The 21,991-nt window shown below is 37.2% G+C and carries 17 protein-coding genes; 9 read left to right on the forward strand and 8 right to left on the reverse strand.

The genetic code is table 11. The annotated features are described in order from the left end of the window. Window positions 1–53: 53 nt before the first annotated feature. Both ACKGJN_RS05820 and rfbB read right to left on the reverse strand, forming a co-directional pair. Window positions 54–437, reverse strand: coding sequence for a GxxExxY protein (locus ACKGJN_RS05820; protein WP_409538512.1), 384 nt, complete (start codon window positions 435–437; stop codon window positions 54–56). A gap of 77 nt (window positions 438–514) precedes the next feature. Then, complete coding sequence (gene rfbB / locus ACKGJN_RS05825; protein ID WP_409538513.1) at window positions 515–1,609, reverse strand: dTDP-glucose 4,6-dehydratase; 1,095 nt, start codon at window positions 1,607–1,609, stop codon at window positions 515–517. A gap of 171 nt (window positions 1,610–1,780) precedes the next feature. On the opposite strand from rfbB, the gene ACKGJN_RS05830 reads away from it, so the two are divergent. From ACKGJN_RS05830 to ACKGJN_RS05845, 4 genes are all read left to right on the forward strand, one after another. Further along, entirely contained in the window at window positions 1,781–2,197 is a 417-nt protein-coding gene (locus ACKGJN_RS05830) for a thiol-disulfide oxidoreductase DCC family protein (protein WP_409538850.1), read from the forward strand. A gap of 380 nt (window positions 2,198–2,577) precedes the next feature. Next, a complete protein-coding gene (locus ACKGJN_RS05835) occupies window positions 2,578–2,901 on the forward strand; it encodes a phosphoribosylpyrophosphate synthetase (protein ID WP_409538514.1) in 324 nt (107 codons plus the stop codon). A 95-nt stretch (window positions 2,902–2,996) separates the two neighbouring features. After that, window positions 2,997–3,488 (forward strand): Dps family protein, encoded by a 492-nt coding sequence (locus ACKGJN_RS05840; RefSeq protein WP_409538515.1) that lies wholly within the window; start codon window positions 2,997–2,999, stop codon window positions 3,486–3,488. A 13-nt stretch (window positions 3,489–3,501) separates the two neighbouring features. Further along, the gene (locus ACKGJN_RS05845; protein ID WP_409538516.1) at window positions 3,502–4,392 is read left to right on the forward strand and encodes a mechanosensitive ion channel family protein; all 891 of its coding nucleotides are present in this window, start codon (window positions 3,502–3,504) and stop codon (window positions 4,390–4,392) included. A gap of 559 nt (window positions 4,393–4,951) precedes the next feature. On the opposite strand, the gene ACKGJN_RS05850 is transcribed toward ACKGJN_RS05845, so the two are convergent. After that, window positions 4,952–8,680 carry a metallophosphoesterase gene (locus tag ACKGJN_RS05850; protein ID WP_409538517.1) on the reverse strand — a complete coding sequence of 1,243 codons (3,729 nt, stop codon included), beginning with the start codon at window positions 8,678–8,680 and terminating at the stop codon, window positions 4,952–4,954. A 57-nt stretch (window positions 8,681–8,737) separates the two neighbouring features. Here ACKGJN_RS05850 and ACKGJN_RS05855 point away from each other — a divergent pair, with 57 nt between their 5' ends. Continuing rightward, window positions 8,738–9,925, forward strand: coding sequence for a Pycsar system effector family protein (locus tag ACKGJN_RS05855; RefSeq protein WP_409538518.1), 1,188 nt, complete (start codon window positions 8,738–8,740; stop codon window positions 9,923–9,925). Here the strand turns inward: ACKGJN_RS05855 and ACKGJN_RS05860 are convergent. After that, the gene (locus ACKGJN_RS05860; protein ID WP_409538519.1) at window positions 9,913–12,282 is read right to left on the reverse strand and encodes a GAF domain-containing protein; all 2,370 of its coding nucleotides are present in this window, start codon (window positions 12,280–12,282) and stop codon (window positions 9,913–9,915) included. The genes ACKGJN_RS05855 and ACKGJN_RS05860 overlap by 13 nt on opposite strands. Window positions 12,283–12,535: 253 nt before the next feature. Between ACKGJN_RS05860 and ACKGJN_RS05865 the strand changes: the two genes are divergently transcribed. Next, a complete protein-coding gene (locus ACKGJN_RS05865) occupies window positions 12,536–13,651 on the forward strand; it encodes a redoxin domain-containing protein (RefSeq protein WP_409538520.1) in 1,116 nt (371 codons plus the stop codon). Between the two features lie 120 nt (window positions 13,652–13,771). On the opposite strand, the gene ACKGJN_RS05870 is transcribed toward ACKGJN_RS05865, so the two are convergent. Continuing rightward, window positions 13,772–14,461, reverse strand: coding sequence for an SIMPL domain-containing protein (locus tag ACKGJN_RS05870; protein WP_409538521.1), 690 nt, complete (start codon window positions 14,459–14,461; stop codon window positions 13,772–13,774). Window positions 14,462–14,920: 459 nt separating this feature from the next. Next, window positions 14,921–15,568, reverse strand: coding sequence for a rhomboid family intramembrane serine protease (locus ACKGJN_RS05875; RefSeq protein WP_409538851.1), 648 nt, complete (start codon window positions 15,566–15,568; stop codon window positions 14,921–14,923). A gap of 56 nt (window positions 15,569–15,624) precedes the next feature. Between ACKGJN_RS05875 and ACKGJN_RS05880 the strand changes: the two genes are divergently transcribed. Further along, window positions 15,625–16,536, forward strand: a complete 912-nt coding sequence (locus tag ACKGJN_RS05880) for a lysophospholipid acyltransferase family protein (protein ID WP_409538522.1) — start codon at window positions 15,625–15,627, stop codon at window positions 16,534–16,536. Here the strand turns inward: ACKGJN_RS05880 and glmM are convergent. Beyond that, entirely contained in the window at window positions 16,533–17,918 is a 1,386-nt protein-coding gene (gene glmM, locus ACKGJN_RS05885) for a phosphoglucosamine mutase (protein WP_409538523.1), read from the reverse strand. The two genes, ACKGJN_RS05880 and glmM, sit on opposite strands and share 4 nt — an antisense overlap. Before the next feature lie 204 nt (window positions 17,919–18,122). Between glmM and ACKGJN_RS05890 the strand changes: the two genes are divergently transcribed. Both ACKGJN_RS05890 and ggt read left to right on the forward strand, forming a co-directional pair. After that, window positions 18,123–18,707, forward strand: coding sequence for an acyl carrier protein phosphodiesterase (locus ACKGJN_RS05890; protein WP_409538524.1), 585 nt, complete (start codon window positions 18,123–18,125; stop codon window positions 18,705–18,707). A 24-nt stretch (window positions 18,708–18,731) separates the two neighbouring features. Continuing rightward, entirely contained in the window at window positions 18,732–20,432 is a 1,701-nt protein-coding gene (gene ggt, locus ACKGJN_RS05895; RefSeq protein ID WP_409538525.1) for a gamma-glutamyltransferase, read from the forward strand. Window positions 20,433–20,774: 342 nt separating this feature from the next. Here ggt and ACKGJN_RS05900 read toward each other — a convergent pair whose 3' ends face one another. Continuing rightward, the gene (locus ACKGJN_RS05900; RefSeq protein ID WP_409538526.1) at window positions 20,775–21,827 is read right to left on the reverse strand and encodes a M12 family metallopeptidase; all 1,053 of its coding nucleotides are present in this window, start codon (window positions 21,825–21,827) and stop codon (window positions 20,775–20,777) included. Window positions 21,828–21,991 lie beyond the last annotated feature (164 nt).

Below are 21,991 nucleotides of genomic sequence, written 5' to 3' on the forward strand. Positions count from 1 at the left end.
GATTATTAAATACGGGTTTACTGATTTTAATCGGATTACGCGGATTCATTCAGTCATTGTTTAGTGTTGATAAAGCGTTTCCAGGTTAAACTGGATTGTCCAAAATTAATCAATAAACCTAAGGGGTAATTTGTAGATTTAAGATAATTTATGGTTTGAGCTTCTGTGTCTTTATGCAAAAATGAAGCAGCTTTTATTTCAACCACTATTTTATCAAAACAGATAAAGTCGGCAATAAAATATTTTTGTAAAGGTGCTTCATTATAATAGACCTGCAATTTCTTTCTACTGTCAAAATTAACCTTCTGAATTTCAAATTCCTTTTCTAAAGCTTCGTGATAAACGGATTCCAAAAAACCGGAACCTAAGCCTTTATGCACGGTCATACATGCACCAATTACTTTATAAGTTTCTTCCTCGAATAATAGTTTGCCCATCGGTGAAATCCGTTTTAATCCGTGAAATCTTTTAATTATACCATCTCTGTGTAATCCGTTTTAATCCGTGAAATCTTTTAACTATATTGTTTATCGTAGTACTTCTGATATTTTCCTGAAGTCACATTTATCAACCATTCCTCATTACCCAGATACCAGTCAATGGTTTTTCCCAGTCCTTCTTCAAAAGTTACCGAAGGTTTCCAGCCGAGTTCTTTGCTGATTTTGGTAGCATCTATAGCGTAACGCTTGTCATGGCCCGGACGGTCTTTGATATAGGTGATCAGTTTTGCTGAACTGCCTTTTTCCCTGCCGAGTTTTTCATCCATGAATTCGCAAAGGATCTTTATTAAATCTATATTTTGCCACTCATTAAAACCACCAATATTATAGGTCTCTTTGTTTTTTCCTTTATGAAAAGCCAGATCGATTGCGGATGCGTGATCAATCACGTATAACCAATCCCTGGTGTATTTCCCATCGCCATAAACAGGTAAAGGTTTTTCTTCGATTATATTATGAATAAAAAGCGGAATCAGTTTTTCCGGGAATTGATTTGGACCGTAATTGTTGGAACAGTTTGAAATGATATAAGGCAAGTCGTAAGTTTCTCCATAAGCCCGCACAAAATGATCGGAACTGGCCTTTGAAGCAGAATAAGGTGAGTTGGGCGCATACGCGGTGGTTTCCGTAAATAATCCGGTTTCATCCAAAGTTCCATAAACTTCATCGGTGCTGATATGGTAAAAAAGCTTGCCTTCTAAATCCCCCTTCCAAATTTCCAGTGCTGCGTTCAGCAAATTCATGGTCCCAATTACATTGGTTTTCACAAAAGCCAAGGGGTCGTAAATGGAACGATCTACGTGAGATTCGGCAGCTAAATGAATTACACTGTCAAATTTATGCTCATTGAAAATCGTATTGATTTCTTTCGCATTATTGATATCTGCCTTTATAAAATGATAATTTGGTTTTTCCTGAATATCGGTAAGATTTTCCAGGTTTCCGGCGTAGGTCAATACATCAAGATTGAAAATTTGATAATTTGGATATTTATTTACGAATAACCGAACAACATGAGAACCTATAAAACCTGCTCCGCCGGTAATCAAAATATTTTTAGTTGGCTTATTTCCCATTTTAAGTCTGTATTTATTTTTTGATTTAGCCATCCTTTTTTTTGCCTGCGCTTTGAATGAGATAGGGCAAAAAGTTTTTTTCTAATTTCCATCCCTACTCCAACAAAAATACCAATTTCAAATTTCATATTTTTACAATTGGACGAGGTACTTTAAATGTTTAAGAAAATACATAAAACAAATTTTCCTCCCTCTCAACCTACAATGGTCTGGGATGGAACCTGCGGGTTTTGCAAATGGTGGAAAATGCGATGGGAAACCAAAACCGGGGACAAGATCCGTTTTGTTCCCTATCAGAATGTGGCACAGGATTTTCCTGACATTCCTTTAAAGGAATTCAAAAAAGCCAGTCGCCTCATTGAACCCGACGGTACCATCTATTCCGGTCCGGATTCTGCCTTCAGAAACTTCTTTCATGCCGGTAATAAAAAGTGGCATCAGTGGTATGAAAAATACTCCTGGTTTGAATCGCTTTGCGATCTTGCTTATAATCATATCGCTAAAAACAGAAGTTTCTATTTTAAACTCACAAAATTCCTTTTCGGAAAAGATCCACATCAACCCAAAATATACTGGTTCTATTATATTTTAATACTTTTAGCTTTCCTCTTTTTATTATGAATTTCCTGAGATCAATGAGATGTGAGATGTGAGTATGGAGTATGGAGTATGGAGAAAGACTTTAGAAGATAAAATATTCGTGCATTCGTGGCTAAAAGATAGTGAAGTGGAAAGCATCACTAAATCAGGCAAGCTCAAATCAAGAAAAAAGAGAATAGAAAAGAGACAAAAAAAAAGTGGAAGTAAAGATTCAAGAGCCAGGTGACAAAAAAACATTCGTGTATTCGTGGCTAAAAGATAGTGAAGAGGAAAGAAACACTAAATCGGGCAAACTAAGATCAAGAACCAAAAATATCCCTCGTTAAACTTATACTAAACCGGAAATTTATCTTGCTCATAACAGGCAATGAATGTAAATTGTTGGAAATAAAATTCGACATATGAAAGATTACGGAACGCTTTCGCAAGCGATAAATAAACTTAAATTAGAGGAAGGTTATGAATACGACTTTAACCTCCTGGATGAAAAAATTGAACTCAAATCTCAAAAAGAACATTTTAACACCGAGGAATTTGATGTTGATAAAGTGCTAAGATTTGAAGGAATGAGCAATCCAGATGATAATGCCATTCTATATGCCATTACCACACATAATGGAAAAAAAGGTGTTTTGGTAGATGGATATGGGATTTCAGGGGGACAGGTATCCAAGGCTATGATGGACAAACTGGATCTTAAAGCCAAACGTCCTCTGGATCATTAGGAGTTAAATTTGTATTAAACCCATTGAAAACATTGGTTTAATCAATGAACTATGTTAATTTTGAATAGAAATAAAAAAATCAATAAACAAAAACTATGAGTTACTTAGGATTAGACGAAAAAAAGACCAGCAATACCGTAAAAGAATTGAATACATTGTTGGCAGATTATCACTTATATTATCAAAAACTAAGGAATTTTCACTGGAATGTGATAGGAAAGAACTTTTTCGATCTTCATGAAAAATTTGAAGAATTATATGATGACGCCAAATTAAAAGTAGACGACATCGCTGAGCGCATTCTCACCTTACGATTTCAACCCACCAGCAACTTAAGCGAATACTTAAAAGCTTCTAATATTAAAGAGTCAAAGTCGGATATTTCCGATTCTAAAATGATCGAGATCTTACTGGACGATCATGGAACCCTTCTAAAACAAATGCGGAAAGTGACTGAAGTGGCAGAGAAAGGCGGAGATGAAGGTACTATTGACCTTATTGGAGCTTACATAAGGGAACTTGAAAAAACAAGCTGGATGCTGGATGCATGGAAAATGAAAACAAGTGAAAGTCTTAAACCAGTCTAGGACAGCATTTTAAATGGAGGAAAAATTTAATATTCAAAAATCTATTGGGGGAATTTATGATAAAATGGACGGCTGGCTCGATTCCATTATTCTAAATCTCCCCAATTTTCTTTTGGCGATTGTTGTATTTATCATTTTTGTGATAATTGCTAAATATGTTGCCAAAATTATTAACCGGATTTTACTGAAAAAAGGTTCTCAGGCTTCTATACGGCAAACCACTGCCAAGGTGACAAGAATCGTGGTAATAGCCATTGGTTTCTTTGTTGCTTTAGGGCTTCTTAATTTAGATAAAGTACTGACTTCTGTTCTGGCCGGTGCCGGAGTACTGGGTTTGGCTATTGGTCTTGCCCTCCAAGGAACGCTCACCAATACCTTTTCCGGAGTAATCCTAAGTTTTTTAGATGAACTGCAAATTGGAGATTGGATAGAAACCAATGGCTTCGCCGGGGAAGTAATGACCATAAGTCTTAGGAATATTATGATCAAGGAATCAGACAATAACTATGTCATGATACCGAACTCTAAAATAATCGATTCGCCTTTTAAAAATTTTACCAGAACCCCGCGCTCCAGGGTTATGCTGAATTGTGGAGTAGCCTACGGCAGTGATCTTGAAATGGTTCAAGATTTGACCAAAGAAACTATCGCCGGTATTTTTCAACAACGTGGAAATGAAGAAGTTGAATTTATGTATTTAGCCTTTGGAGATAGCTCAATTGATTTTGTTGTTCGTTTCTGGACAGATGTTACGAGAAACAAGGATGTTCTTGTAGCTAAGAATACTGCTATAATTGCTATTAAGAAAGCATTCGATCAAAACAAAGTCACTATCCCATTCCCGATAAGAACTATCGATTTCACTAATAACTTATCCATCAATAAACCTAAAGGAGATTCGTAGCTAAATTATAGAATTATCATCCGGCAAATTCCGGGTTAGATACAGAACACAGATTCAGGATTTTGTTATTTCTGAATCTGTGTTTTTTATTTTTGTGATTGTTGCTGAACAATACATTTAGAATTAAGGTCCGGTAAAGAATCAAGATCGTTCCGCCTTTGGCGTAACTGCAAGAATCAAGAACCAAGACATAATTTAAATGCTTATATTTTAGAACAATGTGGTTTTTTTATAAATCGCAGTTTAGAATTGCCGTTTTTGCTTCTTGTTTTTTTAAACACAAAGCACACCAAGAAAAAAAAACGCAGATGACACAAAGATCAAATGATGATTTAAATTGAACCAACTGGATAACTATTGAATTGGAAATTAGAAAAGGACTACCTGACAGAAAATCTGAATAGACTTGCAAGGCTTTGTGACCTTTGTGGATACTTTGTGCCCTTTGTGGTTAAAGTAAGCACCGTTCCACAATTTCCGAAAACAGAATATATTAATGACAATTACCTTAAAATAAGGTTTTTTTTGAATGAGCTGGGAATGGAGAAAAAATAAGGGATTAGAAACTGAATCCAAAGGTAAAGGAGAACCGAAGTCCTTCTTCACTCCCGAACAGACTGAATTTACCGGTAATAGCCTCGGCACTATTAATCCAGATCCCTCCACCGTAACTATCATGCCATAGGCTGCTTTCTTCTCCCTGAGTCCAAACCCTACCTATATCATATCCTCCAAAAACACCGATTTGGAAAGGGAGAAATGAGGTTTTAAACCGATCAAAACTATATCTAAGATCCCCTCCTGCAGCAAATGCACTTTTTCCCGAGAATCTTTGTAACCTGTAACCTCTTAAACCGGTGTTTCCGCCCAGAATTGCAGCCTGATAAAACTCATACCCATCGCCAATATTGAACTGTGCCTGGACTCTTGAATTTAAAACCAGCTTTTTGTTTTGACTTACCGCATTATAAAATTCCAGATAAGGTTTAAAGTATCCGTAATTGCGGTTGGTTTCCTCCACATTCATTTTTCCGCCCAGGATCATTTCAAACTTCATTCCCCGGCTGGGATTCAGGTTATTGTCATAACTTTCATAGCGATAGGTACCTTTCATTCCTGCGAAATATTTCCGTTCGAAAAAATCGGGATCTTCGGAATTGAATTCTTCTACAAGGAATCGCTCTTCAGTTCTGTCAACTTCCACCGATTCAAAAGAAGCCATATATCCAAAATAACTTCCGAAAGGTGATTTTCTTACAAATCCAAGCTCTCCACCTATTCTGCTTATTTTAGTCCGGTTGTAGTCAAAATCGAGTATATCGTCAAAATTCTGGCTTTCATTTCCATATCCAAAGAAGTTATTGGCAAAATTCGGACTGGTAAAATGCGCTCCAACCGCAAGGTTAAAATTACCAAGAATTAAGGCGAATTCCCCCTGGTAGTTTAAATCATATCCCTTGGTTGCAAAGTAATATCCAGCTGAAAATGCGTGCTTGGATGTAAACGGATTGCGCTTAAACCCATTTGTTATAAACGAACTTTGAATTCCTAATTTCAGTCCGTCATCGGGATTATATCCAAATCCGGGAGTAAGTGATCCCGAATTAAAAGTCTTTTTATCTTTATCAAACGTATTTTGCTCATAATTATCCCTGAACCTTAACTTTGCATTTCCTTTTGATTCTACCGTATTGGGTCTTGTTCTATGATCGTATATTTTTACCTTTCGGCCGCTATTATCAGCTACTCTGTAAATATCATTATTATGCCCTCCTATTACTCTTAAAAAGATCAATTCCCCGGAAGGGTTTCCCGTGATCTCAAATTTATCATCATCATCAAGGCCGTATACCCAAATCTCTTTGGTTTCTTCTTTTTTATAAGTTTTATCACTTACCTCATCTGCCTTTTCGCCATCCTTTATTCTGGAAACCACAATTCGCGTTTCTCCATTCTCCAATCGCTCTATTTCTATAAGATCATCTTTATCTGTTCCGGTTACAATTGCCAGGGTCGCCATATGATCGTAATAACGCTTTGTGATATCCAGTATATTTTCCCGTCTGGCCTTCAGGTTTTTTATAATAGATGTAGTCGCTTCCCCTTGCGTTTCTTTTGGCAACTTTGAAAAAGCTTCTTCTATAATTCCATCTGTAATATGTTCCTGAATAAACTTTGCCTGCTCCAGCCAGGTTTCCTTGCCCACATTTTGGGTTAATTCTCTATCCAGACCAATAGCTGCAATGTTAAACCATTTTACGTCTTTGATATCCTCGCCATAAACCCCGAATTGTTTTGAAAATCCTGCCAGTGCCCTAAGGGTTCCAAAAAAAGCTCCATCATAATTTGAAAAAACCTGATCCCTGTCCCTGGGAATTGGTTCAAATGTCCGGTTTCCTTCCTTATCTTCAATTTCTGCCCATCTCCACTGGTCCTGATGCCTGTCCCAGTCGCCTATCAGCATATCAAAGATCCTTGCCCTTACATAAGCCGGTTCGTTTAAACTGTATTTTTCATCGCGTCGCAAGCGCTCAAACATTCCAGAAGTACTCACAATATCGTGATTTGGTTTCCCAAAGCTCTCACTGCCCTGCCAATTTTCTTCCGGCCGCTCCTCGATCATATATACGTCTCCGCCGTGTTCCACATTATATTTCCCAAGACCTTTTTGTTTTGGCAAATAATAAACTTCCGGATTGGTATGATACACATCAATTGCCGAAGCCAGCGTTGGAATTGCTAAAAAAGCATAAGGATGCGATGCCGTATAGAGATCCTTCAGAAAATCCTCGGCTATAGTATTTTCAAATTGTTCCTCTACGGCCTTATCCTTAAATGCAACCGCCTGAATATACTGCAGGGCGCTCTTTTTTATCCTTCGGAAGTTATATTCCCGCTCCAGACTATCCTTCACCCTTAAGGAAATCGTTTGATGACCACCGCCCATTCTCATTGGCTCCAAACCACCATATAGGGTATTTAGATCGGCTACCTTAAATTCTACAGGAGTACCATAAAGTTCCCTGTACCGCTCTCCCCATAAAGTTTTGAACACTTCATTTTTATCGGTTTCTTCTTCAGGATAAATCGAAGCGGTTATTGTTTCAGGGAAACTATCAGGCAAATTTGAAGCATCAAAATCTTCTGGTGCCGGATGGACTTCTTTCTGATATAAAAGTTTAGCCCGGTTTTTTTCATTTCCGTAGAAACTAACCCAGGAAGAACCGTCTTTAAAAACATCATAAACCGCAAATCCCTGTCCGGGATGCGCAAAAAGACCATCATCGCTTAAACTCACATAGGTAGCCTTTGAACCCGATCCGGAAACGATCTGTTTAATATTGTTATTGGTTATGTACTGTAAGGCATGTTCATGTCCGGAAATAAATAGCAGTCTTTCTGAATCCTTTCCGATAGTTTCCAGTCGTTTTACCAATGACTTATAGCGTTCATTTTGGGCATCCTGAATGGAAACTCCTCCGGAAGTTCTAATCAACGAAACCAAAGATCCCAATACGGGCACCGGAATTTTCTTTTGCGAAGGATATAAATGCTGATTGAAATTATATTGGCCGCCATGAACTCCATTGGTGTACAATGGGTGATGTAAGGCGATGATAATTGTTTTATCCTGACTCTTTTTTAATTCCGATTCCACTTCAAGAAACATCGCTTCCCTGGTTTTAATCTCTGAACAACCTTTATTCACCAGAGGATGATTATCCCAATTTGTGAGATACCATTGGGAATCGATCACAATAAGCTGTATATCGTCACTAATCTCGATGACCTCAAGTCCACAACCAGTTTTTGGAGACCAGATCAATTGATCTCCCAGTTTCTCCTGAAGGTAATCTTCCTGTCTTTCCAAACCTGGAATTCCTTTATTATACCAATCATGATTTCCGGGAATAACAATCACATTTCCATCATATTTTTCGATGGCATCCAGCTGTGCATCCAACCGGTATTCTGCTTCCTCCCTTTCTTTGGTTCCTTTTTCAGGCATTCCGTCAGGGTAGATATTATCACCAAGGAAAATGGTATAATTCTCTTTTACCTTAACAGAATCCATATAATCTTTTAAAGCTAAAAGACCTTCAGAAGTGCCTCCCGGAAGGGCATAGCCCCCGTCGCCAAGAAGATAAAAGGATTTTTCGATTTTTTTGTCCTTAGGGTAACCAAAGTTTTCTTTTGGTTCACCTTCACTGTAAAGTGTTTTGGAAGTAGAACAACCTGCAAGAATGATTAGGACGAAAATGGTTAAATAAATGTTGTATTTTCTCATAGAATACTCAAAGCTGTTTTTTTTTGTAATTTGGCCGGATCAAAATTCCAGGAATATATGATTGATTTAATAGACAAGGCAGATAATTTCGTTTTGGAATTATTTAAAGCAAAACTACCTAATACGTATATCTATCATAACTACAATCACACTCAAAGAGTGGTCAAAAGTAGTAAAGAATTAATCGGGAATTCTCAATTTAATGTTAAAGAAGAACAGGCTATATTGCTTGCAGCCTGGCTTCATGACACCGGATATACTGTGAAATTTGAAGGTCATGAAGAAGATAGTGAAAAAATTGCAACACAATTTCTTAAAGAAAACAATGTAGATCAGGAAATAACTGAGATGGTATCTCAATGCATTTTGGCAACTAAAATGGACAAGAAGCCAACAACAGAATTAGAAAAAACAATAAAAGATGCCGATTGTTCGCATCTTGCTAAAGATTACTTCGACGAAACAACCGAATTTTTAAGGCAGGAACTCCAATTGCTTAATATTCATAATTTTTCGACTGAAGAATGGTTGGATGAAAACATCAAATTATTTACTGAAAAACATCGGTATTATACAGATTATGCCGCAAAAACCTGGAAACCTCTAAAAGATAAAAATCTTTCTGATCTTTTGGAAAAGAAAAATAAGGCAGTTCAAAAATTAAAAAAGGAAGAGGATAAAGCAAAGTTAAAAGCCGAATTCAAAAATAATAACCCGGAACGAAGTCTGCAGAGTTTATATAGGATTACCCTTCGAAACCATTTGAAACTAAGCGATATTGCAGATACCAAGGCAAATATTCTCCTTTCTGTAAACGCGATTATTATATCGCTGGCCCTGGCCAATATGATACCCAAACTGGATGCAACCTCAAATCAGCATTTATTGATCCCAACGCTTGTATTAATATTATTCAGCGTAGCATCTATTATCCTTTCTATAATGTCTACCCGGCCAAATGTTACCAGCGGTGAGTTCACAAAGGAACAGGTTGAAAACAGGGAGGTAAATTTATTATTTTTCGGAAATTTCCATAAAATGCCCTTCGAGCAGTTTAAATGGGGTATAAAAGAGATAAGTCAGGATAAAGATTATGTATATGAATCCTTAATGCTGGATCTTCATTCCCTGGGGAAAGTTTTACACCGTAAATATTTACTGCTAAGACTTACCTATACCGTTTTTATGATAGGGATCATCGTTTCTGTATTGGCATTTGTATTTGCCTTTTATTACCTTAAATAATCAACAAGTCCATCATAGGAAATAGCTTCCAGGGCATCATCCGCTTCTGGGCGGTATAAAATATTGGCTCGTATGGCACGAAGGCCAACAACGCCCTGAACATCTTCCAGCTCAAGGATCTCCACTTCCTCCCCAAGGTATTTCCTGGTTTGAAGGTATTTTATATATCTCAAATATTCTTTTTGATCACTGCTTTGGGAATATACAATGGATATTTTACCCTTCTGGGTAATCCGTTCTTCGGTGTCTTTAATAAAGGCCTTATCAATTCTTTTTTTGATAATTTCGTACCGGGCATTATAGGTTCCGTCAACATCAAATTTTTTCTCATCCATCCGGTATCTAATCGATAAGGTGCTATTAAACACCAGTATCAAAGAAGCCGCATCCATTTTTATCGGTGTGTTTTTTTGTAACTGGTAAAAACGGTTTTCCATTTCACACATAGTAGCTAGTTGCCATAACCGCAAATTGTACAAATACACTTTATTAAAGGGTTTTTTAAAGGTAAAGGATTCACCAATATAGATGTTATGATCTACCCCATCGGTTTTATATCGTTCAAAATAATGGGGATAAATCTTTTGGGCGTCTATTTGCTTTTTATCAATATAACGGGCCATCGTCCTGTTAATACGCTGCACGGTTTCATCGTAATGTTTCCTCTGATCGTAAACGAGGCCGGTTTCAGGATTCAGTTTTTCCTGATATTGCTTCACAAGTTCCTCCAATCCTTTAGACTGCAAGATTAAATGATCCATTATAGGATTTACTTCCCGTTGTAAAAGATCAAAAACCTTCTGTTCACTGGAAGCATTTAAACCTTCTTTTAATTCCTCCCTAAATTCAGCAATCCTAAACCTTACCTGATCATAAATTGGCAATTTTTCAATTTTATAAGCCTCATTTATAATATTTTCCAAAAACTCCAACTGGTATTGAAGATCTTTTTCGATTGCAGAATTTCGGGCATCTGAAGAAGCAATAATATCGATTTGTCCATATAAAGGATAGACATTTTTAAAGGTGATGTCCTTAAAAGAGGCCAACCCATCCTGGTCCTGATCCTTTATAAACTGCTTGGCCTCATTTTCAAAGATCCATAAAACGCTGGGATGAATGGAGGTACATTCACTTTGAATTACCGCCTTTACCCTGTTTTCAAATTCGGTTCGGTTTCGCTTTACAGCAGTTACTATATACGGAAGTATATCTTCCAACTTGATTGCATTTATGCTGTTTAAATCATTTTTCCTTGGAGATACAAGCTCCAGAACACCCAATAATTCTTCACCTTCTGCAATAGGTGCCAGAATACAACTTTTAATATGGTTTTCCTTTAAGTTTTTAGACAGCAAACTGTTATTGGTCTTTTCAGCATATTCATCGGCATTAGCAATGGTGAAATAACCTTTCTCTTTTACAAGCTGATTATAGGTCTTTTCACAAATAAGCGCGTCACAATCGGCGGAAGCTTCTTTATAAAGCATAAAACTTTGAGCATCTTCATTGTTCATTCTCTCAAAGGCCTTTTCCACTTTATTAAAAACCGTGAAACCTACCCTAAGATCAGGAATTTTAAAAATAGACTGAAATATTTCCTGAAACCTAAAAAGTTCAGCCTGATTGGAGGTCTCCTGATGCAGGAGGGTTGTTTTTAGATCGGAAATAGCGTCATCTACTGTAACATCGGTAAGATTGAGGATGGTAAACCCCTTAAATATCCAGCTTTTTGGAGGAAATTTCTCCTTCCATAAACTCACATCTTCAATATTCTGAATGAGAATATCTACATCTTTTTCAGAAATCTCCTTTGCTCCTTCCCCTGGTTCAATGTCGATAAAATCGGCATTAAGAGCTACTCTATAGTGTTTTAAAATCCCGTTTTCGTCCGGGATATCGTAATAAAGTGGCCGGGAAAAATCAATATTATACCCATAATGGTGATTAAGAACAAGAATACATCCGTAGATATAATACATATCCTCATTCAGGTTACGCATTTCAAACTGATAATTATCGCCCGCATTTTCCAGGATATTTCTAAAGCGCCTGGTAGAATTAAAAACAACATTGTGAAAAGGCAGGGAGGCGGCTTTAATTTCATTATTGCTTAAAATATTTGGAAACAAATCATCAAGCAATATGCGGATTGCGTCTTTATTTTTACTTAAATCCTCAGGATTATTGATGCCCTCCACCAGCTTTGGAAATGAGGAAATATAATCCAGCACATTTTCGATATAATTTTTTGCTATACTGCTTTGTTCACTTTCAAGCTGAAGCTGATATTGTTCAACAACTTTATGAAAACTTATTTTAATATCCAGCGGAAAATCCTCCAGTTGATTCTTCATACAATTTTAATAAAGATTAAAATTACTCATTCTTGCAGAGCCGTATTTGCTTTCGGTTGAAATTAACATTATTTTATACACTTCCTATAGCTATCTATGTGGAGTTATGTATTTTTGCTGAATAAATTAAAAACCTCAGGGAAAGCCCACAAAGTTTAAATTGAAAAATACTTTTAAAAACTCGAGGTAAGTCTCGGGAAATTAAACCCTTGATGAGGAATTAAAAATAACATTGAAACATAATTAATACCAAATGAAACAATTCTTAACAGCAATTATTATCCTTAGCATTCTTGGATGCCAGGAAGATCAAAAGGGATACTCCCTTTCAGGAGAACTGAAAAATGTTGAAGACGGCAAAATGATTTATGTATCTGAATTAGATCAAAATATGCAGCCTTCAAAAATTGATTCGGTTCAAATTAAGAAAGGAGAATTTAAATTGGATATGGCGGAAGTTGAACATCCAAATCTTAGTTTTCTTTCTGTTGAAGGCTCTAATGGAAATGTGATCTTTATTTCTGAAAATGAACCAATACATTTTGAAATTTACAAAGACAGCCTTCCTACTTCCAAAGTAGCCGGAGGAAAGGAAAACGAAGTTTTTTATACGTACCTGGATCATTTAAAAGGCCTGAATAAACAGGTTATGGAAATCCGGACAGAAATGCGTGAAATAATGACTTCCACCAGAGATACTGCGGCAATAGCCCAGCTTCAACAACAGGAGGTAGAACTGCGCACCAAAGATATGACTTTCAAGAAAAATCTTGTGCAGGAACATCCGGATAGATTTGTATCTGTCCTTGTTCTTACCGATATGATGAATATGGGAGCTCCTGCAAATGAAGTAAACGAACTCTATGAAAGCTTACCTGAAAATGCGACCAAAAGCTCCCTGGCGAAATCCCTGGCAGAAAACCTTAGCAAACGAAGTAAAGTAGCCTTAGGAAGTAAAGCGCCAGAATTTTCTGCACCAAATCCAGAGGGAGAACAAATTTCGCTAAAGGATTCCATGGGGAAAGTAACGCTTATAGATTTTTGGGCAGCCTGGTGTAAGCCGTGCAGGGTAGAAAATCCAAATATTGTTAAAACCTATACCAAATATCACGATAAGGGCTTTAATATTATAGGGGTTTCCCTGGACCGGGAAGGTCAAAAAGACAAATGGATACAGGCGATAAAGGATGATAATTTAACCTGGCCGCAGGTTTCAAACTTAAAATTCTGGCAGGATCCTGTTGCACAACTTTATGGAGTACAGGCTATTCCAGCACAATTTATCCTGGATGAAAACGGAATTATTGTAGCTAAAAACCTTAGAGGCGATGCTCTGGATGCAAAAGTGAAAGAATTGCTGGAGAAATAAAACCTAAAACTACTTCCAAAAAAAAGACCCAAATCGCTGCTTAAGTAAGCCTTTTGGGTCTTTTTTATTTGATAAATATTCAATTACAAATCAATTCATAGGAAGCCTTTTTTCAATTTGTTATTTCAGTTCAAATCCAACCGTAACTTTAGCGCTAACTTCCATTTCTCCGGGAGCAAGTGTTTGTTGCTCACCGGCATCGGAACTGGCTTTCATCATCTCCATTCCCCTATACATTGGCGGGAAATAATTAACCTCGTTCTCACTAATGGAAATCGCTTTTCCAATGCTTTGATTTAATGGAGCTGTATATTCCTTGGCCTTTCTTTGGGCATCCAATACTGCTTTTTTCCTGGCTTCGCTTTTATGTTTTTCAATTTCTGAAGATTTAAATTGTATCCCATCGATTCTGTTAAGACCAGCATCCAGCAAACCACTCATTATCTTCTCATACTTCTTAAGATCTTCCAGTTTTATGGAAATAGACTGATTGGCCGCATAACTATATGTTTTTTCGTTATAATTATAGTTTTTGTTCAAATTGACATAATCGGTCTGAATATTTTTCTCGGGAATTCCCTCCGATTTCAAATATTTTATAACCTTATCTACAACCACGTCATTTTTTCTTTTCACTTCCACCGCATCATCCCCTTCATGCTCTATTCTGGATTTTATAGTTACCTGGTCCGGCGCCACTTTAACTATTCCCTCTCCGGTTACCATCACCATAGGAACCTGATTCACTTGTTGCGCCTGTAATCCAAGTGAACTAATAATTGCCACGAATAAAATAAATACTGTTTTCATATTGTTCTTTTTATTGGTTATTTTCAGGGCTTTCAGATATGAAAAACCCGATTTCAATTTATTAATCAAAGCTTGAACCAAAGAATCAAGATACAAGACCTAATTATAATGGTTCTGTTTTAGTGAATTGTATAAAGGTGCCTTCTTAAACCACTAAGGTCGCAAAGGTTTACACAAAGGTCAAAGAGAAATTCTCTTTCCCAGCGAGTTTTCCAGTTCTCTTTTCTTTCCGCAGATTTTTCTTGAGCTTTCTGTATTTATTTCTTTTACCCAAAAAAAAGGTTTTCCGTTTAGCGGTTAACTTTTGAATTTTTCAATTTTTTAACTTTTCAACTTTTCACTTTGTTGTTTCAGCTTTAACAAAAATGCTTACCGGACAACAATGCCAAAGAATGAAAAAAATTAAAATCCTCGGGGAACCTGCCCGTCCGTCAGGCGGGTTAAATCATCAATGAGGGATTAAATTTTTCCTGCTTTTTGAAGAATGAAAAGGATTAAAATAGGCAATGCCAGTAGGATTACCATCAATAAATGCTGCTGAAAAACCCAGGGCGCCAATAGTATTGTAATTACGTAACCACCAACAGCTCCTCCAAAATGAGCATCATGGCCTATATTATCCTGTCTACGTTTCATTCCGTAAATCGTATATAAAAGATAACCAATTCCAAAGACATAAGCGGGAACAGGAATAATAAAAAATAAGCCCAGCATCATATCCGGTCTTAACAGAATTGCAGAATATAAAATCCCCATTACTGCACCGCTGGCACCTACGGCATTGTAATTCTCCTCGTCCTTATGGAAGAAATAACTCAGTAAATTGCCAAGTATTAAACTCGCGAGATACACCAATAAAAACCCAAGAGAACCCAGGTCAAATAAAACAACATTTGCAAAGAAATAAAGGGTAAGCATATTCACAAAAAGATGGGAAGTATCAACGTGCAAAAATCCGGATGTTAAAATTTGATATTTAGCCCCTCTTTTTATTGCTCCCGAGTTGAATTTATACTTTTCAAAGAACAATGTATCCTTAAAACCTTTAAATGAAACCAACACATTTAATCCGATGATAATAATAGTAATCAAACCCAAATCCCCCATAGATAGCTTTCTGTTTAGTGCCAAATATACTATATATTTGCTGAAATGTTTTGTGGATGCAAGGATTAGTTTTTTGGTTGGTTTACCCTGTTTTATGGCTTATTTCACGTTTGCCATTCCCCCTTTTCTACAAGGTTTCCGACCTTGTTTTTTTCCTGGTTTATCACGTGATAGGTTATCGAAAGAAAACCGTTACAGAAAATCTGGAACTCGTATTTCCGGAGAAATCTTCAGAAGATATCAGGAAGATAAGTATTCGGTTTTACAGCCATATGTGTGATATGTTTCTGGAAATGATAAAGAGCATTTCTATTTCAAATGAAGAATTAAAACGCAGGTTTACATTTTCCAATATCGAAGAGATTGAAAAGATCCGGAAAATGGATAAAAGTATAATCATGATGTGTGGTCATTACGCCAGCTTTGAATGGATGAATGCGCTGCAATTGTACGGACTTGATTATAAAGGCTTCGGGGTTTATAAAAAAATACAAAACAGGTTTTTCAACAAAATGGCCCAGGATATCCGGGGAAGATTTGATGGAGAATTAATTCCTACTACCTCCGCCACCAAAACTATTGCTAAATACCAAAAAGAAGGAGTACTGGGAATTTATGCGATGGTAGCAGACCAATCTCCAAAGCTGAGCAGGGCAAGAAACTGGACGGAATTTATGGGTAGCAGGGTTCCCGTTTTTATGGGTGCAGAGAAACTCGCAAAAGATCTGGATATGGCGGTTATTTACCTCCACGTAGAAAAAGTTGGCCGGGGCTATTATCATGCTACTTTTAAGCCAATAACCTGTAATCCCAAAGAAGAACCCGATTTTAAAATAACAAACAATTACCTGGAATACTTGGAACAACAGATCCACGAGGCTCCTGAATATTACCTGTGGACCCATAAAAGATGGAAGCATCGAAATGCTTCCATCCCTAAAAAAGCTGTTATCTATAAACGAAATTAGAACGCAATTTTCTTTATTTCCGTGATCATTTTTTGAGCAAGCTCTTCAGCTTCCTTTTCACTCTTTGCTTCTGTATAAATTCTGATGATAGGCTCTGTATTTGATTTTCTCAAATGCACCCAATTATCTTCAAAATCTATCTTTACCCCATCAATTGTAGTGATCTCTTCTGAATTATGATTTTCCTGAACCTTTCTTAAAATTTCATCTACATCCAGGTCCGGAGTTAATTCTATCTTATTTTTGCTCATAAAATACTGTGGATAGGATTCCTTTAAAGCTGAAACCAACATTTTCTTTTCTGCCAGATAGGTCAAAAACAAAGCTACTCCTACCAAACTGTCCCGACCATAATGAGATTCAGGGTAAATGATCCCTCCGTTTCCTTCTCCCCCAATAATTGCATTGGTATCCTTCATCAACTGAACGACGTTCACTTCGCCCACGGCACTGGCCTGATATTTCTGCCCATGGCTTAAGGTTAGATCCCTTAAGGCTCGCGATGAGGAGAGATTGCTAACAGTAGATCCCTGTGTTTTGGAAAGCACATAATCTGCGCAGGCAACCAGGGTATATTCTTCGCCAAACATCTGGCCTTTTTCATCTATAAGGGCAAGGCGATCCACATCGGGATCTACCACAATCCCCAGATCTGCATTTTCCCTGACAACCAGCTTTGAGATCTCTCCCAAATGCTCTTTTAGAGGTTCGGGATTGTGGGGGAAATGACCGTTTGGCTCACAATATAATTCCACAACCTCAACGCCCATTTTCTTCAGCAATGCAGGAATAGCAATTCCTCCGGTAGAATTCACGGCATCAACAACTACCTTAAACCCGGCTTTGGAAACCGCGTCGGCATCAACAAGCTTAAGCTGTAAAACTTCTTTTATATGCCTGTCTATATAATCTTCAATCACGCTGATTTTGCCAAGATCATCAACTTCAGCAAAATTAAACTCTTCATTTTCAGCATTTATAAGGATCTTTTCGCCTTCAGCTCCATTTAAAAATTCTCCTTTATCATTAAGCAATTTCAATGCGTTCCATTGTTTTGGATTGTGGCTGGCAGTAAGAATTATCCCTCCATCAGCCTTTTCCTTTGGAACTGCGATCTCAACAGTTGGGGTAGTTGAAAGGCCGATATCCACAATATCAATTCCCATCCCAACCAACGTGTTCATCACCAGATTCTGCACCATCGCCCCGCTTATTCGTGCATCTCTGCCAAGAACCACTTTAAGTTTTTTACCCGGGATAGCATTTTTTAACCAGGTTCCATAAGCTGCTGCAAATTTTACGGTGTCCAACGGAGTAAGATTATCTCCCGGTTTACCTCCAATGGTTCCTCTTATTCCTGAAATTGATTTTATTAAACTCATTTTTTTATTTTATAATTTATAATTTGCGGTTTAAAATTTTGGAATCTGGGGTTACTCTCTTTTCCACTTTCCAACTTTCCAACTTTCTAACTTTCTAACTTTGTTCTCGTTTCATAAAAAGACAAATATACAAGCCTCTACCACCTATGTCCTAAACTTAACAGAAATTAAACAGGAAAACACATAAATTAGTACCTTGTCCGGATGAACTACCTGGCACATATTTATCTTTCCGGAGAGGACGAGCAATTGAAGATCGGCAATTTTATAGCCGACTCTGTAAAGGGCAGCAAATTTATTGGCTTCCCGGAAAAAGTTAAAAACGGAATCATTCTACACCGGGCAATCGATACTTTTACAGATTCTCATCCGGTGGTAAAAAAAAGTGTTCATAGGTTATTCCCGGTTTACAGCCATTATAGCGCTGTAATTATTGATATTTTATATGATCATTTCCTGGCCGCCAACTGGAGTGAATATTCAAATGTACCGCTGGAAAAATATGTAGCTGAATTTTATGAACTCTTAAATGAAAATTTTGAGCTTTTACCAAAGAGAGTTAAGCATTTCCTTCCATATATGATCCGTGATAACTGGTTGCTGAATTATGCTACTATTGAAGGGATTGGGAAAATCCTTTTTCAAATGGATCAACGCACAAAAAACAGATCCCAGATGCAGCTTGCCACCACCGAATTAAAACTATATTATTCTGAATTTGAAGAAGAATTCAGATCCTTTTTTACTGATTTGGAAAATTTTTGTTCCGAAGAAATCGCTAAACTTTAATCACAACTGAAACATTCCATAACTATGAAAAAGATTATTTTATTCCTTGCCATCAGTCTGCTTTACTCCTGTAAAACTACCCCACCAACGGTTGTAGAAAAAATTCCGGAAATTGGACTTATTGCAGACAAAGCAATGGTGGTTTCGGCACGTGCAGAAGCTTCAAAAATTGCAGCCGATATCATGAAACAAGGCGGGAATGCTTTTGATGCTATGGTTGCTACAGAAATGGCTCTGGCAGTAAGCTACCCATTTGCGGGAAGCCTTGGCGGTGGTGGTTTTATGGTTTTCAGAAAAGCTAATGGAGAAATAGGAAGCCTTGATTTCAGGGAAAAAGCACCTTTGGCTTCCACAAAAAATATGTATCTGGATGAAAACGGGGATCCGGTTCCTGAAAAAAGTCAGTTAGGTTCTCTCGCTATAGGAGTACCCGGAACTGTTGCCGGAATATTTTCTGTTCATGAAAAACTGGGCTCCTTACCTCTTGATAAAATCCTTACTCCGGTAATTGAACTGGCAAAAAAAGGATATGCCGTTACCCAAGGGCAGGCGGAAGGTTTGAATAATTACAAGTCAGAATTTAGAAAGGTTAACAGTGAGGAGATCCTTTATACTAAAAATTATTCGGCCGGAGACACCATAAAAAATCCGGCCCTGGCAAGGACTTTAGAAAAGATCATGCTCAACGGTAGGGATGAATATTACGGAGGCAGCACGGGTGAAACTCTTGTTAAATTCATTCAGGATAATGGCGGGATCATCACTTTGGAAGACCTGCTGAAATATGAAACAGTCTGGAGAGAACCTGTAACGTTTAATTATAAAGACCTGAGAATAATTTCTATGGCACCTCCTTCCAGTGGTGGAATTGCTTTAGCGCAAATTATGAAAATGATCGATCCATATCCTGTAAAAGATTTTGGGCATAATAATTTAAAATACATTCAATTACTCACGGAAGCTGAGCGAAGAGCTTATGCCGACAGGAGTTTTTATTTAGGCGACCCCGATTTTTACGAAGTACCTGTGGAAACGCTCACCAGTGACGAATATTTAAAAAATCGGATGAGCGGTTTTAGTTTTCAGGAGGCTACTGCCTCCTCAAGTTTAGAGCATGGTCAAATTCCCGGTTATGAAAGTGAGGAAACCACGCACTATTCTATCGTAGATCAATTTGGAAATGCCATCGCTGTTACCTCAACTTTAAATGGAGCTTATGGCTCCAAACTTTATGTTGAGGAATTAGGTTTTTTTCTGAATAATGAAATGGACGATTTCAGCGCAAAACCCGGAGTTCCTAATATGTTTGGTTTGATAGGGGCGGAAGCAAATTCTATAGCTCCTGAAAAAAGGATGTTAAGTTCTATGACCCCTACAATTGTTGAAAAAAATGGCGAATTCTGGATGACGGTTGGAACACCGGGAGGTTCCACTATAATAACTTCGGTACTGCAAACCATTCTCAATGTGGCAGAATTTGATATGGGAATGCAAGAGGCTGTAAATGCTCCCCGTTTTCATCATCAGTGGTTGCCGGATGAGATTTGGTTTGAACCAAATGCTTTTGATAAAATACTTCTGGAAAAATTAAAAGCGAAAGGCTATAATGTTCAGGAAGGTAATTCCAGGATATTGGGAAAAGTAGATGCTATTCTTAAACTCCCGAATGGGAAACTGGAAGGTGGTGCAGATAAGCGCGGAGATGATACGGCTATTGGTTTCTAATATTTCGCAGAAATCCATTTCTGGGGTTTTGAAAAATTTTCATAATTTTTAATTATGATTTTTTTGGGAAGTCAGGAAATTTAAATTTAACATTTTTTTGGGGAATTTTTCCACAGTACTTATGTGTAAACCACACATTTATGTTTTTGAAGGAGACAGCAATCTCACAGGGTGCGAAGGAAGCTATTATTTGGAAGTCGGATGAAGACCTGCCCCAGCTATGGGCAGTCATCGGGGGATTCAAACCACTGTTGGGATTTTACACGCTTCTACACAGTATTTGATAAAAAAAAATCCGAGATTTAAAAAAATCTCGGATTTAATTATTATTTATATTTTAACCTATCTAGCATAGTACCAACGGTTATTGCTCAACAATTCCACTTCTCTCCACATACTATACGTACGTGAATAATACCACCAAGCATCGTTATGTCTTAAAACTGTTAAACCATAAATAACATAATACTCACCATTTATATACTTAGGAGCTACAGGTTCTGTGGATCCACCACTTGGATACATAGCATTAAGACCTGTTTTATCTCCAGAAGAAAGTGCATTTCTTTGTGCGCTATAAGTACTACCATCTAATTTAACAATAGTAGGTTGGCCATTGCTGGAAAAAGAATATGAGCTGTATAGCATAATAGACCCAAAATCCAGATTAGAAGTAAACTCATCTCCATCAGATCCGTTTTCTGCATAGGTCTTAAAATTATGCTCTCTCCCACTTTGAATATTTGAATAATTGATCTTAATATGTTTATCACGGTCAACACGACTCTGCTCGTGCCATAGCCCCACAGCGTGGCCAATCTCATGAATTGTGTTTCCGGTAGAACATGCACTGGCTAAAGTTATATTTTGTCTACCTCCAACCATTCCTACATAAGAGGAACAACCTGATCCGGATGTGAAATAAATGTAATTGGATTGACCGGAACGTTCTTCAAAAGTCAAATTAGTATTAGATTCCCAGTGCTTAATTGCATCATAAACCCGGTTTTTATCAGGTAAACTGCCATCTATTGAATAATACACTATGTTATTAGTCCATCTTCCGGAAGTTCTACCAACACTCTTTTGTTGAGACGGCATTTCTCCTTTTTCGTAAACCAATTTTACATCTTGAGAAGTTATCATATCATTAGAAAGGATGATGTCTCCTTCATAAATATAATCACCATCTATTTCTTCTACAGTGATTTTTTTGCCTGCAAAATAAACATCTGAAACCTTTCCCAACTCATCGGGATAGGCCACTTCTACATTTGCTGTGAGTTCTTCTGTGATTAATTGCTGTTCCGTTTCTTCTAATTCGTTTACTGAGTCTTTACTACAGGATAGAATAGCTAAGGCCGGTAGTAATAGCATTAAATTCCATTTTCTCATAATTGGGGTCAAAATTTTGTTAGAACAGTTTTGGTTTTTTAACTGTTCGGGGGTTAAAAAATCTTTTCACATCGGGGTCATTCAAAGTTCATTCCAATAAAAGAATCCTAAATGAACACAAAGGTTTTACGTTCAGGTGGTTACATATTAGGATTTAATAAAAA

This window comes from Gillisia xinjiangensis, from assembly GCF_046298265.1.
Classification (GTDB): Bacteria; Bacteroidota; Bacteroidia; order Flavobacteriales; family Flavobacteriaceae; genus Gillisia; species Gillisia xinjiangensis.